Here is a 15257-nt window from a genome sequence, read left to right on the forward strand (position 1 = left end):
ATATTATTTCGCTTTATTTGACATTCTGCCAAACAAAATTCTCCCCTATATTTATTTAAGCCAACAAAATGGAGCAAACAGTCAATCTTATTAATGATCTCATTTGGAGCAAAGCTTTAATCGGACTTTGTCTTGCGACCGGTATTTACTTTTCTGTTGTAACCCGGTTTTTGCAAGTGAGATATATCAAGGATATGGTAAAGCTGCTGTTTGGCGGAAAAGCTTCTGCGCAGGGAGTGTCTTCATTTCAGGCATTTGCGATTGCGATTTCGGGTCGTGTCGGCACGGGAAACATTGCCGGCGTAGCCACGGCGATCGCTATGGGCGGGCCGGGTGCGGTGTTCTGGATGTGGGCCATTGCATTTTTAGGCGCTGCTTCGGCTTACGTGGAAGCAGCATTGGGTCAGATTTACAAAACCGTACAGGATGGTCAGTATCGGGGCGGACCGGCATATTACATTGAAAAAGGTTTAGGTATGAAATGGTATGCCAACCTGTTCGCATTTGCTACTATACTCAGCACTGCACTCTTTTTGCCCGGGGTGCAAAGCAACAGCATTGCCACCAGTTCGCTGACAGCATTTGATATTCCTGTCGAGGTTACAGGCGGGTTTGTTACTGTGCTGCTAGGGCTGATCATTTTCGGTGGCGTAAGGCGCATTGGCAAGGTGGCCGAATTTGTAGTCCCGTTCATGGCTGGTGCTTACATTCTGATGGCATTGATCGTAATCGGGTTGAACATTACCGAGGTACCCGCCGTGTTTGCATTGATATTCCGCAGCGCATTTGATATGGAACCGGCATTTGGCGGCATTTTCGGAATGGCGGTATTATGGGGCGTGAAGCGCGGAGTTTATTCCAATGAAGCCGGACAGGGAACAGCACCCCACGCAGCAGCGGCGGCCGAAACAAGCCACCCGGCCAAGCAGGGACTTGTTCAGGCGTTTTCAGTTTATGTCGATACACTTTTCGTATGCACTGCTACGGCATTGATGATCCTGTTTACAGGCCAATATAATGTTGCTAATCCCGACGGCGGCTTTTTGGTGGAGCACATTCCCGGAGCCGCGATGGGCGCCGAGTTTACACAATCTGCTATTAATGTCCATTTCCCCTCACTGGGCAGCGGCTTCGTTGCGGTTGCACTTTTGTTTTTTGCATTCACGACTGTGATGGCTTATTACTACATCGCCGAAACGAACCTGAGCTACCTGCTCGGTGACAAAAACAGTAAAGCAGCGCTCTGGGGACTACGTATCCTGATCATGGCCGCCACGTTCTATGGCTCTATCAAAACAGCTGCCCTGGCCTGGACGGTTGGCGATATAGGTGTAGGAATCATGGCGTGGCTCAACATCATTGCTATCCTCTTGCTAAGAAAGCCCGCATTAGATGCACTTAAGGATTACCAAAAACAAAAGGACGCAGGCAAAGATCCCGTGTTCCGGCCGCAGGAACTGGGGATCACCGGAACAGAAGAGTGGAAATAATATATGTAGCCTTTTGCGATCGCAACAATATACGACTGTGGACAGGGGAATGATTTTTGCTGCTGTGCGGCGTACGGATTCAATACGATACTATGAATAAAAACGGAGAAATTATTATCATAGAAGATGATGCAGATGATCAATTTATACTCGAAGAGGCATTTGAAGTGCTAGGATATTCTAATGCGCGCAGGTACTTCCCGGACGGGGAGGTGGCGCTCGAATATCTACATAGCACTGACAAGTTACCGTTTCTCATCCTGTCTGACATCAACCTGCCAAGGCTTAGCGGCTTTGAGTTACGCGAGAAGCTCAATAACGATGCTGAATTAAAGCTTAAGTGTATTCCATACTTATACTTTACTACCGCTTTAAACCACAAAGTGGTGATCGATGCTTATAGTACTTCCGCTCAGGGATTTTTTGTCAAGCCTAATAATTTCGATGAATTGCGCGATACCCTTCGTGTAATAATGGATTATTGGACAAAGTGCGCGGCACCTAACAACTTTTAAGTTCTTCGCCGCTATGACGGAAATTGACCTGCTAATCGATCAGACACTTAACGCCTATCAATGGACAAACCGGCTGCTTGAAGCTGTGCCGTCTGACAAATGGGAAATCATCCCGGAAGTGGTTGACTCCAGTATCAACTGGCAGGTTGGACATCTGATCGTCAGTCACTATTTCCATTCAATAATGGTTATCAGAGGACATCAAATGGATATACTCCAAAAGCTTCCCAGCCGACACCTACGCCACACCCCATCGCGACCACGAAATTGGAGGCGATTGACTGGAACATCAAACACACCATATATCACTGCGGACAGATCGGAATGATCAGCCGGGTTGTTGAAAAGCGATATGATTTTGGTTTAAGGCTGTCTAAGATATAGGCTTGTCAATTAAACAAGCCTATATCTTTCCAAATGAAGCCGGGGCTTGATTCCGCTTATTCCAGCGGCCTGGGATTGGTCACCCTGTCAATCAAACTTGAAGTGCCGACTTCCATATTGGCATATCGGACTCCCAGGTCCGTTTGTACACTTGTGCTGGCGGCAGTCCGATAAATCCCAAACTTCCAATAACCCACAGTAGTGCGATTCCACCCAACATATATATTGTTAATGTTGCATTGCTCGATTCCATCCAACCACCATTGGACAGCTCCCGTGCCCTTTAAACTATGGGTTACCTTGACTACGAAATTGTGCCAGCTCCCTCTCGAAACCGTCGATACTTTTCGATTGACCGCAAGCAAGTTTTCACTTCCGGTAAATAGATCTATTCCGCGTGTTTGCAATACCAGCGAATCTTGCCCCCTGAAGTAAAAATCCCATGAAGCATCAGCATTGCCGGACCCGTGCCACTGCCCCAAAAAGCAATAATGGTCTTTAAGGTTGTACGTAACGTTTTCCCCCGGTTCAATATACATGGAATAGGCCATCCAGATTGTAACGTCGGTCGTCGCATTGAATGGTATGTTCATATTGGGTTGTGAAAGCTCGCTTCGCTCCTTGATCCTACCGTTTTGGCGATTACCATCTGTGATGCTCCCCGGCGTTGAACCCGTATCAGAGGGCCAGTTATCACCGGGTTGTACTTCAAAACGGAATATCGGAGCGCAGGTATTGATTGACTTCTGCAACGCGTAAGTTTTAGTAGGATCATTATGAACCGTATAAACTGTGTTGAAAATCCTTGGCCCGGAAGTCTGTCGTTTATAAATCAGAGGCGAACCAGCACCACCAACAATGAAATTCGAACTATAATCATTCGTGACAAGATCACCTCCTGAAAAAGAAAGGTTGGAAAGGTACACATCAGAAGTCAGCTTGGGATTGCGCGGAGTAGCTGGAATGACAACCTGATGACAAGGTGTTGGTACAGAATCAAGCGACCAATTGCTTTTATTATTCCAGTCATCACTGCTGGAACCGTCCCAGGTATTCTGAGCATATTGCGCTGTTGCCGGGCAGGCTAACAATGCAAAAAGAAAGAATTGAAGAATATTTTTCATCAAAAATATCTGTTTTGGTAAACTGAAAAAGATATAGCGCTTTTTATTTACGGCTTTCCACAAGCGTTTTTACCAGAACTTTCAGTTCGTCAATTTCTTTCTGCTGAGCGGTTGCGACCTTCTGCTGTTCTATCAGATATAACGTTAATTCCTCGATTTTTTCTTGCTGCAATCTCGACATCTCTCCAACGTTCATGCCTGCACTTTCAATTTCGGCAGCTGCCGGAATGTTTGGCAAGTGTTTATTTGCCTGGATGTACTTTTCAACTTCCGATAGAGGTTTCAGTTTGTATTCTTTGTCAAAAACATAGTCCGCCCAGGTTGTTGATACAGTGACTGCTTCGGCCAAAATGCCACCTTTAACAAACAGGCTGTAAGTTCCATAGGTCGTAGCCGGAAAAACGAAAGTTGAGGTACTGGATGTGACACCAGTCTTGCCGTATAAGATTAACCTGCTCGGATTACTACCATTGGCAAAGTCTCCCTCAATCAATGGCTTTCCGTCGATGGTTCTGTTGGTTATAATCAATTTGTTATCCACTGCCGCTCCCGTGGGCGTTCCAGCGCTGTTGGAACCTGCCTTGAAACCTATGAAAACGTTTCCTGATCCTGCATAGGACCTTCCTGCCTGGTGCCCGATAATCACGTTATTTTCGGCATCAATGCCAGCTGCCCCGGACTGATATCCCAGATAAATGTTATTATTCCCTACTGTATTAGCACCTCCTGATTCTCTGCCTATAAAAATGTTATTTCCGCCTGTTACGTTGGCTTTACCGGATTGACTGCCTACGAAGACATTATAATGACCACCCGTGTTTTTCTTACCAACATTGGCGCCTATGAACGTATTCTCTCTTCCATAGGTATTTATTTTACCGGTAGTGAAACCTAAAAACGTGTTTTCATATCCGGATGTCAGCGCATTACCTGTGCTGTCTCCAAGCGAAGTATTCGATTTTCCTGTGATTATATAATTGCCACTATTTACTCCAACTGATAAGTTTTGCCCACCGCTGGTTGATTTCACAGAAATCAAACTGGCATCGTTTAGCTTAAGATATCCGGATGATAGTCGTAAAGTGTCGCTATTGATTTTAAGTGGTTTTTGTGAAGGAGTTGAGATTTGGTTTTGGGCGAATGCGCCAAGGGACATCAAAAGTGCCGCAAGTAAAATTTGAATTTTCATGTTGTTGATGAGCTTTAATGTTTGAGTAGTTTGCTAATTGTCCTTTTTTCACCTTCTGTGATCTCGACGATATAAAGTCCGGGGGGAAGGGGGGTAGCGTCAAATGTTGCCTCCCGTTCGCCGTGGATCTTAGATTCTTTGGCTGCAAGGCGGGACACTTCTTCTCCTTTGAGGTTATAAATGACAATATCAGCAGAAGTATTCCGGCTGCCGGAAATCTGGATGGTCGCCAGGTCCCGGATAGGGTTGGGGTAAATCTTAATACTGCTGCCTTCATCTTCGGGCAACAAGTGTTCAGCGGATGTCCTCGCGGTAGCCACGCCAATCTGTGCTGTGAAGTTGGACACTCCGGAAACGGTGAATCCGTTGATGAAGTTAATTGTTTGCGCGGCGGTAAATGTAACGACGCTTGTTGGCCCTGAAATCGAGCTTGATGCAGTTATTGTCTGAACTGCTGTTACTACCGTGCTGCTTGTGATTGGGTAATTCACGTTGGAATTCTGTCCCATGGCGGCAACCTTTATGCCGAGACAGCAGGTTGCATAAAGAAATGTTCTTCGAAAGTGTTTGTTCATAGGCTTGCATTGGTTTTTAGATATGTAGTTTGAATTCTATTAAAGTACAAACTAATTCTATAATAAATCCATGCCTAATACTTTATTGATTTACCGGTTACTTAAATCGTAACGTGGGATACTTAATATTTTCAATGAGGTATTATTAACTCTTGTTTTGGCAGGCGGATCAGGTCTGCCTGAGATTAAGTCGCGTTACAGTTTCGTTTTTCATCAAGTATAGGAGTAATTGCGGCATTAATTACTTTATAAGAACTTTCTGAGGAACACTGTCCAGTTCGTAGTATTGGTGGCTCACTTTGTTTTCTGACACAGTAACGATACGAAACCCGGAAGGATCTTTACCCAATGGTTTTCCCACTGGCCCGGTAGTCACCATTTCCATATTTTCTGACTTACCAAAAGCATTGCGGTGGTAGTGCCCTGCGAATACGTGGCTCACACCGTACTGTTTGAAAAGGGCCAAAAACTTGTTTCTGGTTGCAGCAGGGATGTTGAAGTATTCGTCTTTCTCTTCCGGATTAGTCAAAAACCAGCTGTGGTGCTGAAATACAAGCACAGGCGCAGCCGATGAACGCCGGGCTGTTTTCAGTTGTTTTTTTAACCATTTTTCCTGGGCAGCAGCCTCTTTCTCTACACCAGCCGGACTTTTAAAATACAAAGAATTCAAAACGATTCCCTGCATCCCATTGTGCTTGAAGGTGTAATAGTCTTTGCCAAGCTCCTTGCGGTATTTTTCGATATCACCCTGCTTGGGATCATTGGTTACATCGTGATTACCTGCCACATGGTAAATGGGGATTGAAGGATCAAGGAGGGCTACAATGCGCTTGTATTCAAGCAGCTGCGCCTGGTCGGCGGGTTTATTGATCAGATCTCCGGTGATAATGACAAAGGCGGGATGCAGGCGGTTTGCTGCTGCAATTGCCTTCTCGAAGTTTTCGGTTTCCTTTTCAAAACTCTTATTATCGGTAAAAAAGCCAAACTGGGTATCCGTCATCTGGATAAAGAAGAACGGCTGGCCTTTCTGAGCAAATCCACCAATGCTAATCATGCAAAGCAGACCTGCGATCAGCTGAGTTTTTAACGCATTCGTCATATTCATAAACGTTATCTGGGTTTAGAATTATCAAAAGACAAAAATCCTGCAAATCAATGATTAGCCGCAATAGTACTTAACTTCTCTCGATTTGCTCGCTCAAACATTTATGAGCTTAAACCTTATTAAAAATAATGGATAATGAACTATCCGCATGTTAAGCGCCCGCTAAATGAGGATTACAATTCAGATAAACAGGATTGACGATGTGAACCACGAAGCAACAGATATCCTAGGTTCGCATCCCAGCGGGTAAAAGGGCAGAATTTACAATACGTCCCGGGCTTCAGCTCCGTACCTTCACCTGAAGAATGCTGTTTTAGACAAATGGTGTCGCTTTTCACTCTGACTCCATTTCTTGGGTTTGGCACCGAAGTGCCTTTCAAACAATCTTCCGAAATAGCTTAAATTGCTAAAACCCAATTGATAACCCACCTCAGAAACGGATAAATGTTCTTCTCTTAAAAGTCTAGCGGCCTCCTGCATACGCAAATATTGATAGTATGGATACATGCCTTTTCCGAATACTTGCGTAAAAATTTTTCGAAGTTTAATTATATTCATACCACTTAATTTTATCAATTCTTCCTGCACAAATGGTTGGTCCGTTGAAGCAGCAATTTTGTCTCTGACGCGATAGACGGATTCTATTTCGTATTTCGATAAATTTTGATGCGGAGTTTCTTCTCTTATCAATAGATTTTTAAATAGATAAAATATTAACTCAAGTGACTTCAATCGATAGTAAGCGTCCGGTAACGTTTGTGAAGAGGGAATATCTGCGACTTCGTTTACCAACGCTGCTAATTCGGGCGACATGAACTCTTCTATCCAAAGTGTTTTTTCATTATCAAAAAGGTAATCAAACCGCCCGTGATCTTTTCCTATAAACGTCTGTAAATAATCAAGGCTTATGATGATCGTTATCTGCTGAATATTCATGTCTTTAGGAAAGACAACTTCACTGTCTGTATTCAGCGGTACAATGCGGACGTGTGGCTGTACATGCTTCAATATATTTTTGCCAGCAGCGGATGAGTTTAATGGTAAGTTGACAATATTTATAAATGAAATTAAGATCCCATTTTCAATCAGCTTTATCGGTTTTCTCCGGAAGCGAAATGTTTTCTTTGCTATAACAGAGCGAATCATCAATAACATTGCGGGTAAGAGATCTACGATTTTAATCTCATTAAGCTCTAGCACTTCCAATTCCTCTGCATATTGAGTTAGCGAAATCCCCAAACGCTCCGCCCAATAAATCATTTCCTGTTTGTTGTTCTCCTTGGTCATCTTTATGAACTATTTTTTGTACTTAGAGAGCTATTTTAGCATTAAAAGTATGAATAAGTTTGCATTACCAAATTGAAAAAACAGAAAAAATGAAAAAACACATTCTAATATCCGGCGCGGGAATAGCTGGTTTAACGGCAGCCAATTTCTTAGCGAAACAAGGTCATACTATTACGATTATTGATAGGTCGACCTCGTTCAGTAAAGCCGGATTTCTTATTTCACTGAAAAGTTTCGGGGTTAGAATCATGGATGAACTGGAGTTAACCCAGAAACTTCAGGCAGAATCGTCCCCGTCTGAGACAGTTCATTTTATAGATAGTAATGAGGAAATCATTCGAAGCATCAATTATGATAAAATGAATGAAAATATCGAACGTTCGGTACTCATATCCCGAGGCGGGCTGCATCATGTTTTGTATGAGGCTATCAACAACGATGTAAATATACTTTTCGATTCAACGATTTCACAACTGGAGGAAAAAGCAGGTAAGACGATAATTACGCTTTCAAACGGAGATACAATAGTGGTTGATTTGGTAGTTGTTTCGGAAGGATTGCGTTCTGTTACCAGAGAACGTTACTTTAATGATTGCCAATTAGAAGATTTTAATATGCTTTATATGGGAGGAAAATTGAAGCATATACATTCGTATCAGGTTGGTGTTTTTAAGATATATATTGACGTCGATAAGATGTTGTCTATATATCCAATTGCGGCAGATGAAATTGCCGTTCAGTGCTACATCCATAGTACACAAGATATCGGAACGATCAAAAATAATGCTTCTTTAATTCTTAAGAGTTCTTTTCCTGATTATGATCCCGAAGTAAAGAAGCTGTTAGATGATCTTTTGGATAACGGCTTGGTTTTCGTTGATAAAATGGGGATGATTAATGCTTCAGATCTAGTGAGTGGAAACCTGGTATTGCTGGGAGATGCAGGCTATTGTCCAACAGCCCTATCGGGCATGGGCGCATCATTATCTATTTTCGGGGCGAAGGCACTGGCACATTTTATAGCGGAATACCCTGACGATATTTTAAAAGCCTGTGAAAAGTACAATAGACTGATGCAGCCGATTATCAAAAAATTTCAAACCAATGCAAAAAATAATGCCGCATCTTTCATACCAAAAGACAAAGCCGATTTAGAGAAATTTGTCAAAAAATTCCGGTCTGCAAGCGATAAAGATGTTCAAAAGATTATGACTGAGCCTATCGTGCTTACAAAAGATCAGGAAAATTTTATAATTAACCAGATAAGTCATGAAATTCAGTAAGATATTATCCGTTGTGTTAGGATTCGGAACGATCGGACTGTTGAGCTCCGTCTTAGCAAAAATCCAGGGATATGTATTCCCCGGTTCATTGGAGTTGTTTGATAATTCTATCGCCGGGAGCCACGATATTACTCAGTATGTCATTAAGCTATTTTGCGTGTACATCAGTTGTTTTATGGGGGGAGTTGTATGTGCTTCATTGAAAGGGGGGCAGCAGGAAATACTAATTATTGCCGGATGTATTACCATCGTAATTGGCTGGTTATGGCTGAGTGTGGGACAACCTATTTGGTTTTGGACGTTCTTAGTTTCGGGTGTTTTCCCTTTTTCAGTTTTTGGAAGCCGCAATAATATTATCAGGAGATAGGGAATCATATTCTATAACGTATTGGTTCATTTTTCGTTTGCGCTTTTTCTTCATTCTATTGACAAACGCTTACTTTGCGTAATCTTCTCGTTATACCTTGGGCAATAAACGCCCTGATGCTGCAATCACCGTCTTTGTGTTTGTCCTGAGTTAAGAGGTCGAACGGTAGCCAAAATTGGCGGGAAAATGTAAAATCTCAGGTTCTGTATGCCCCTCTTAAAGAGCTGAGATAAGCTCACAGCGAATCACGATAATGCCGGTCAGACAGGTTTTAAACCAAGCTAACCGACATTGTTTTGAAGTGCTAAACGATCTCCTCACAGCTCACTTTTTTCCGGGATATTCTATTAATAATCCCACTTCACAAGCCTACGGTAAAATTTCTGATATGATGAAGATTAGTAGAGAGACATGAGACTTCGATCAGCTCACGTAGTGGGGGGCTTATTTTGGGATAATCAAAGTGATTCTTTTGATTTGAGTTATTTCAACTTCCTACCCAGCTTTTCCATGTCAGCTCGTACTTTTAGATCAACGATTTTGGCGTAGTGTTGCTTGGTTTTCAAATCTTTGTGTCCAAGCATTTTCGAAACAGTTTCCATTGGAACGTCGTTTTGCCTCCTGAATGGCCACTTCTTTTTTTAGGATAGAAGTGCAAATTGAATGTTTTTGTAAGCATAACAAACCAGTTTTAGTGAATGAAAATTAGGTTTGAAGCTCCAAAAAGTCAAAATGTCCATCTCGTGGACAGGCTGCATATCAACAAGTTACACTCAAATTGGTGAGCACATCGTTGGGTGTAACGCTGCTCTCGATTTGCTCACCTTTTATTTGGTAATAAATGAAAATTTTGGCACCCATTTCAAAAACAAAAACCCCGCAAACAGTTGATTTGCAGGGTTATGATTGATTTTGTTATGTCAAATAGTGCACCCGAAGGGATTCGAACCCCTATCGATGGTACCGGAAACCACAATTCTATCCATTGAACTACGGGTGCTTCTCTCGGTAATGGGGTGCAAATATAGCCCCTATTTTGATTTTCGGCCATTTTGCTGAAAATTTTTTCTGGCCTAATGATCGTATTACAGCTTTTTCAGCAACTCCCAGTCTCCTACATCCTTCAAATACAGGTAGTCCAGCAGCACTCCGTTCGAATTATTGATCAGCTTGTGGCCTTCCACAAAAGGCACTACATAGGTATTGATAAACTCGTGATCGGAAAATACACCCTGCACTTTGTTATGGTAGCTGTGGATCTCCTCAGTGCTTAATTCGAGCTCGCAGTAAAACATGTACATCGCCTCGTCGCTCGTGCCTGTCGACGGATAAAATGGTGCTTTGTTTACGCTGATCAACTGCGATACTTCCACCGGGATACCTGTTTCTTCAAACACCTCACGCGCTGCAACTGCGGCTGCGTCACTTTCGCTGTCCAGCATGCCGGCAGGGTGCTCGTAGGTAAGGGAACCGTCGCAAATGCGGCGCTGCTGCACAAGCAGGAGGTACTTTTCCTTCGTCTCGGAATCTATAAAGCAAACCAGCACGCTCACCACTTCACCTTTCAAAAAACAGATTGGTGGAATTTTGTGGCCTTCCGGCGTAGTAGCGTCTGTGTAAAGCAATGAAAAAAGTACTTCTCCGTGACCGTTCCGGCGGCTGTAAAGCTCGTCTACACGGTGTATAGCAAGTCCGTTTCCTTCAAGTTTGTTTTTCCAGAGGTTATATTTATGCGAATCAACCAGCTTTTCAGGCATTCTTGAATGATCAGTTGTATAAGGGAAATGATATGCCGACATAAGGTACGCCGTAAGTGGCCGAAAAGCGGCGCTGGCCATTGTCAAGCTTCTCAGGCGTGCTGTAAGTAATGCGACCGTGCACATAGCCCAGCTTCAAGCCGATACGATCCGCAATCCAGTAGCGAAGGAATACTTCCGACTGCCCGTTCTGCTTGTCCATTACCAATGGAAGCGCATTCAGTGTAGCAGGGTTGCTGCCGATGTAGGCATTGTAATATTCAGCGCCTTCTCCTTCGTAGAAAGTTGATTTTGAATAAAGTCCGCTGCGCTTCGTGCCGAATGCAATGCCAAAAATGTCTGTATTCGCGCCGATGTCAAATCTCCATACACGCACATTTGCCCCGAATACAAAGCTGGCTCCGTTCGCGCTCAGCTTGCCAAACTTCAAAGTATCGTCCGAGAATGCATTGCTTTGCGGTACCAGGTTTGTTCTGCCCGCATAATAGCCCCAGGCGCGCACGCCCCAGCCGATGCGGAACCATGGAAAATGATTTAGGCTAAGCTCCTGGTGGTACAATGCAGAAGGTACCCACTGATCGCCCTGAAAACCAAGTCCGAGGTCAATACCGGACGTGACGCGGGACAAGCTTTGACTATAACCTGAAACCGAACCCAAAAACAAAAAAAGTACTATTATCCTTAAACGCTTCATCTGATCCTTGGTCATGTGATGGGCAAAGGTAAAAAAATGTGCAAAAAAAGTAAGGCAGAGTTTGAAAGCTCTGCCTAAGATTGAAATAAAGTAAGTTACCGGCCTTAAAGAAGCTTTTTGGCGGTTGTTTTCTTTAAAACGACTGCGCCCATCGGTGGCAGGTCCAGCAACAATGAGTTCGCTCTTCCGTGCCATCTGTGCGCTTCCGAGGTAACAGGATCGTAGTTGATGACGCCACTGCCGCCGAAAGCTTCCGCATCAGAGTTGAAGATCTCCTGCCAGCTGCCTTCCGAAAGTACACCGACGCGATACCCCTTTCTGGGCAGGGGCGTCAGGTTAAGCGCAATAATCAGACTTTGTGCAGGATCAAGCCCTTTTCTTGCATATACAAGCACCGAGTTCTCTCTGTCCTGGGTATCGATCCATTCAAAACCTTCACTTGAAAAAGAATGGTCGAACAATGCATGCTCGTCTTTATAAAGCTGATTTAAAGTTTTAACACAATCCTTTAAACCTTTATTAGGAGCTTGTTCTAGCAGGTGCCAGTCCAGGCTTCTTTCAAAATTCCATTCAGAAGCTTGTCCGAATTCCCCACCCATAAAAAGCAGCTTGGTGCCGGGGTGCGTAAACATATAAGCGAACATCAGTCGCAGGTTCGCAAACTTCTGCCACTCGTCGCCAGGCATTTTGTTGATCAGTGACTTCTTCCCGTAAACCACCTCGTCGTGCGAGAAGGGGAGCATGAAATTTTCTGAAAACGAGTACACCAGACTGAACGTGAGCTGATCCTGATGCCAGCGACGGAATGCAGGATCCAGCTGGAAGTATTTCAATGTATCGTTCATCCAGCCCATCATCCATTTCATACCGAAACCTAATCCGCCCACAAAAACCGGGCGCGATACGCCTGGGAATGCGGTAGATTCTTCGGCGATCGTCTGGATGTCGGGGAACTCTGTGTACGCAGCCACATTCATTTCACGCAGCAGCGAAATAGCTTCCAGGTTTTCCCTTCCGCCAAATTCATTCGGTATCCACTCTCCGTGCTTTCTTGAATAATCCAGGTAAAGCATGGAAGCAACTGCATCCACACGGAGTCCGTCGGTATGGTACCTGTCCAGCCAGAAAATGGCATTACTGATCAGGAACGAGCGGACCTCATTTCTTCCATAATTAAAAATATAGCTCTTCCAGTCCGGGTGATATCCTTTCCTTGGATCCTCATGTTCGTAAAGCGCGGTACCGTCGAAACGGTAGAGTCCGTGCAAATCGCCCGGAAAGTGGGAGGGAACCCAGTCTATATACACACCGATCCCGGCCTGATGCAGCTGATCGATCAGGTACATCAGTTCCTGCGGGGTACCGTGGCGTGCCGTACACGAGAAGTAACCCGTGATCTGGTATCCCCACGAAGGCGGGTAGGGGTGTTCCATCACGGGCATCAGTTCCACGTGCGTAAAACCCATTTCTTTTACATAAGGAACCAGGCTCGCCGCTATTTCTTTGTAGGTCAAAAAGCGCAGCGGGTCCGAAGGATCGCGCTGCCAGGAGCCCAGGTGGACTTCATATACCGATATCGGCGCATTCAGCTTGTTTTTTTCCTTGCGCACTTTCAGCCACTCCGAATCACCCCATTCGTACCAGTTATCCCATACGATAGAGGCGGTTTTTGGTGACACTTCACACCAGAGTGCAAATGGGTCAGACTTTTCAAGGTGCTCGCCGGTTTGAGATACAATATGATATTTGTAAACCTCTCCGACACCCACGTTTGGGATCCAGCCTTCCCAGATACCCGAGCTGTCCCACCTCGGCGCCAGTGCGTGGCCGCCCTTGTTCCAGCCGTTGAAATTACCGATCACGGAAATGTAGGTCGCATTCGGTGCCCATACTGCAAAGTAGGTACCTACCACGCCTTTGTGTTCCATCACGTGCGAGCCGAGCTTTTCGTAAAGCTTGAAGTGTTTTCCCTGACGAAAAAGATGAATATCAAAATCTGTAAAACGGCTAACTGTTTCGACCGCATTCAGCTCCTGACCCCCGGTTTTCAATGTTCCGTTTTCCGGAAGGTCGCTTGCTGACTTTGTTTTTTTATTATCCGCTGACTTAGCCATTTGTTTGAACGCAATTTGTGATAATCATTAAGAGAGTGTAAGATTTGCAATTTTATTAAACTATTTCTCTAAATGTATATATTTTTTTGCGCGATTTCCTTTGAAAATCGCGCAAAAAGCAGGGTATCAGATGTTCCCCGCCGCTTTCTCTACCTGGTCGAGAACACGCATGATATTGCCTCCCCAGATCTTCTCGATATCCTTCGCTGAATAGCCTCTTTTTACCAGTTCCTCGGTAATTGCGCCAATCTGGCTCACGTCTTTCAGTCCAATTACCTCACCGCCGCCATCGAGGTCCATTCCGATACCAACGTGCTCGACACTGGTAAGCTTGATCACGTGCTCAATGTGGTTGACAGCATCCTGAATAGTCGGCATATCACCTTTGTACTTCTCGTTAATCGCCTTCATTTCATCGCGCAATGCTTTTTTGTCCGCATCCGAAAGATCCGTCTGACGGATTTTCAACCGTAGCGCTTTGAGTGACATTTCGTGTGGCTGGGAAGGTTTTTTTACAAAACCGGGTACAAAGTTGATCTGGATCACGCCGCCATTTTTGGCCAGTGTTTTAATCATTTCGTCTGTCATATTCCGGGGAACATCGCATAATGCGCGGCAGCTTGAATGCGAGGCGATCACCGGCGCTTTGGTAAGCTTGATCACATCGTAAAAGGTTGAATCCGATACGTGCGAGATATCTACCATCATACCGAGCCTGTTCATTTCCTTCACCACTTCTTCTCCAAACTTGCTGAGTCCATTGTGTTCCGGACCGTCGCCATCGGTAGACGAATCGCAGATATCATTGTTCAGCGAATGTGAAAGCGTGATATAGCGCAATCCAAGATCATAGTATTGTTTCACATTTGTGATATCCTTGCCAACCGGCCAGCCATTTTCCATACCAATAAACATGGCGCGTTTTCCTTCTTTTTGAAGACGGTAGGCATCTTTCGACGTAGTTGCGATCGCCGCGATATCTGGGTGCAGGCGGGCAGTTTCATGTATTTTGTCAAAAATGGCGAGCGCCTTCTTTTTTGCTTCTGCATTCGCTTCGTCGGTTCGCTTTCCCTGGCCCAGGTAAACCGCAAAGAACATCCCGTCCATGCCGCCTTTGATCATCCTCGGAAAGTCGATCTGTGAACGGTCTTTCTCGTAATCGTGCTCGACAGCGATGTCGAATCCCTCTTTCATCATGTTGATGGGCACGTCAGCGTGGGTGTCGATCGTCAGCGCTTTCGCGTGGATCTTGGCCGCTTTGGGCGACATTGGAGTGGGGGCTGTCTGTGCGATGGACAGGGCGGGCAACAGTAACAGGAGTAGTGTCTTTTTCATTGAACGGGTTTGTAATTGGTGAATGGTCAGGAAAGCGC

The 15257-nt window shown here is 44.6% G+C and carries 13 protein-coding genes and 1 tRNA gene; 4 read left to right on the top strand and 10 right to left on the bottom strand.

The window, feature by feature from the left end:
- Window positions 1-68: 68 nt before the first annotated feature.
- A complete protein-coding gene (locus ASG33_RS15990; RefSeq protein WP_056287379.1) occupies window positions 69-1490 on the top strand; it encodes a sodium:alanine symporter family protein in 1422 nt (473 codons plus the stop codon).
- A 92-nt stretch (window positions 1491-1582) separates the two neighbouring features.
- Window positions 1583-2005, top strand: coding sequence for a response regulator (locus ASG33_RS15995; RefSeq protein ID WP_056287380.1), 423 nt, complete (start codon window positions 1583-1585; stop codon window positions 2003-2005).
- A 440-nt stretch (window positions 2006-2445) separates the two neighbouring features.
- On the opposite strand, the gene ASG33_RS16000 is transcribed toward ASG33_RS15995, so the two are convergent.
- From ASG33_RS16000 to ASG33_RS16020, 5 genes are all read right to left on the bottom strand, one after another.
- Window positions 2446-3576 carry a heparin lyase I family protein gene (locus ASG33_RS16000; protein WP_056287382.1) on the bottom strand — a complete coding sequence of 377 codons (1131 nt, stop codon included), beginning with the start codon at window positions 3574-3576 and terminating at the stop codon, window positions 2446-2448.
- Entirely contained in the window at window positions 3557-4702 is a 1146-nt protein-coding gene (locus tag ASG33_RS16005) for a hypothetical protein (protein ID WP_056287383.1), read from the bottom strand. The genes ASG33_RS16000 and ASG33_RS16005 overlap by 20 nt, the downstream gene beginning before the upstream one ends.
- 14 nt (window positions 4703-4716) lie before the next feature.
- Window positions 4717-5277: a T9SS type A sorting domain-containing protein gene (locus ASG33_RS16010; RefSeq protein WP_082489265.1), complete on the bottom strand. Its 561-nt coding sequence runs from the start codon at window positions 5275-5277 to the stop codon at window positions 4717-4719.
- Between the two features lie 241 nt (window positions 5278-5518).
- Complete coding sequence (locus ASG33_RS16015; protein ID WP_229238673.1) at window positions 5519-6382, bottom strand: metallophosphoesterase; 864 nt, start codon at window positions 6380-6382, stop codon at window positions 5519-5521.
- Window positions 6383-6676: 294 nt separating this feature from the next.
- Window positions 6677-7669 (bottom strand): helix-turn-helix transcriptional regulator, encoded by a 993-nt coding sequence (locus ASG33_RS16020; RefSeq protein ID WP_056287386.1) that lies wholly within the window; start codon window positions 7667-7669, stop codon window positions 6677-6679.
- A gap of 89 nt (window positions 7670-7758) precedes the next feature.
- On the opposite strand from ASG33_RS16020, the gene ASG33_RS16025 reads away from it, so the two are divergent.
- Together ASG33_RS16025 and ASG33_RS16030 are read left to right on the top strand one after the other, a co-directional pair.
- Entirely contained in the window at window positions 7759-8952 is a 1194-nt protein-coding gene (locus ASG33_RS16025; RefSeq protein WP_157474810.1) for an FAD-dependent monooxygenase, read from the top strand.
- Window positions 8939-9319 carry a hypothetical protein gene (locus ASG33_RS16030; protein ID WP_056287392.1) on the top strand — a complete coding sequence of 127 codons (381 nt, stop codon included), beginning with the start codon at window positions 8939-8941 and terminating at the stop codon, window positions 9317-9319. The genes ASG33_RS16025 and ASG33_RS16030 overlap by 14 nt, the downstream gene beginning before the upstream one ends.
- A 928-nt stretch (window positions 9320-10247) precedes the next feature.
- On the opposite strand, the gene ASG33_RS16035 is transcribed toward ASG33_RS16030, so the two are convergent.
- The 5 genes from ASG33_RS16035 to ASG33_RS16055 all read right to left on the bottom strand — a co-directional run bounded on the left by ASG33_RS16035 (window position 10248) and on the right by ASG33_RS16055 (window position 15219).
- Window positions 10248-10319, bottom strand: a tRNA-Arg gene (locus ASG33_RS16035).
- 85 nt (window positions 10320-10404) lie between these two features.
- Window positions 10405-11076, bottom strand: a complete 672-nt coding sequence (locus tag ASG33_RS16040; protein WP_056287393.1) for an NUDIX hydrolase — start codon at window positions 11074-11076, stop codon at window positions 10405-10407.
- A gap of 10 nt (window positions 11077-11086) precedes the next feature.
- Window positions 11087-11785 (bottom strand): hypothetical protein, encoded by a 699-nt coding sequence (locus tag ASG33_RS16045; protein ID WP_229238675.1) that lies wholly within the window; start codon window positions 11783-11785, stop codon window positions 11087-11089.
- 89 nt (window positions 11786-11874) lie between these two features.
- On the bottom strand, window positions 11875-13884 hold the full coding sequence (gene glgB / locus ASG33_RS16050; RefSeq protein WP_056287396.1) for a 1,4-alpha-glucan branching protein GlgB: 2010 nt from the start codon (window positions 13882-13884) through the stop codon (window positions 11875-11877).
- A 126-nt stretch (window positions 13885-14010) separates the two neighbouring features.
- Window positions 14011-15219 carry a dipeptidase gene (locus ASG33_RS16055; protein ID WP_056287398.1) on the bottom strand — a complete coding sequence of 403 codons (1209 nt, stop codon included), beginning with the start codon at window positions 15217-15219 and terminating at the stop codon, window positions 14011-14013.
- Between the last annotated feature and the right edge of the window lie 38 nt (window positions 15220-15257).

Origin of the sequence: Dyadobacter sp. Leaf189, assembly GCF_001424405.1 — a bacterium.
Lineage (GTDB): Bacteria > Bacteroidota > Bacteroidia > Cytophagales > Spirosomataceae > Dyadobacter.

Coding starts and splice junctions, on each gene's coding strand:
- ASG33_RS15990 (WP_056287379.1), top strand. CDS start 69: ATGGAGCAAACAGTCAATCTTATTAATGATCTCATTTGGAGCAAAGCT.
- ASG33_RS15995 (WP_056287380.1), top strand. CDS start 1,583: ATGAATAAAAACGGAGAAATTATTATCATAGAAGATGATGCAGATGAT.
- ASG33_RS16005 (WP_056287383.1), bottom strand. CDS start 4,702: ATGAAAATTCAAATTTTACTTGCGGCACTTTTGATGTCCCTTGGCGCA.
- ASG33_RS16010 (WP_082489265.1), bottom strand. CDS start 5,277: ATGAACAAACACTTTCGAAGAACATTTCTTTATGCAACCTGCTGTCTC.
- ASG33_RS16015 (WP_229238673.1), bottom strand. CDS start 6,382: ATGAATATGACGAATGCGTTAAAAACTCAGCTGATCGCAGGTCTGCTT.
- ASG33_RS16020 (WP_056287386.1), bottom strand. CDS start 7,669: ATGACCAAGGAGAACAACAAACAGGAAATGATTTATTGGGCGGAGCGT.
- ASG33_RS16025 (WP_157474810.1), top strand. CDS start 7,759: ATGAAAAAACACATTCTAATATCCGGCGCGGGAATAGCTGGTTTAACG.
- ASG33_RS16030 (WP_056287392.1), top strand. CDS start 8,939: ATGAAATTCAGTAAGATATTATCCGTTGTGTTAGGATTCGGAACGATC.
- ASG33_RS16040 (WP_056287393.1), bottom strand. CDS start 11,076: ATGCCTGAAAAGCTGGTTGATTCGCATAAATATAACCTCTGGAAAAAC.
- ASG33_RS16045 (WP_229238675.1), bottom strand. CDS start 11,785: ATGACCAAGGATCAGATGAAGCGTTTAAGGATAATAGTACTTTTTTTG.
- glgB (WP_056287396.1), bottom strand. CDS start 13,884: ATGGCTAAGTCAGCGGATAATAAAAAAACAAAGTCAGCAAGCGACCTT.
- ASG33_RS16055 (WP_056287398.1), bottom strand. CDS start 15,219: ATGAAAAAGACACTACTCCTGTTACTGTTGCCCGCCCTGTCCATCGCA.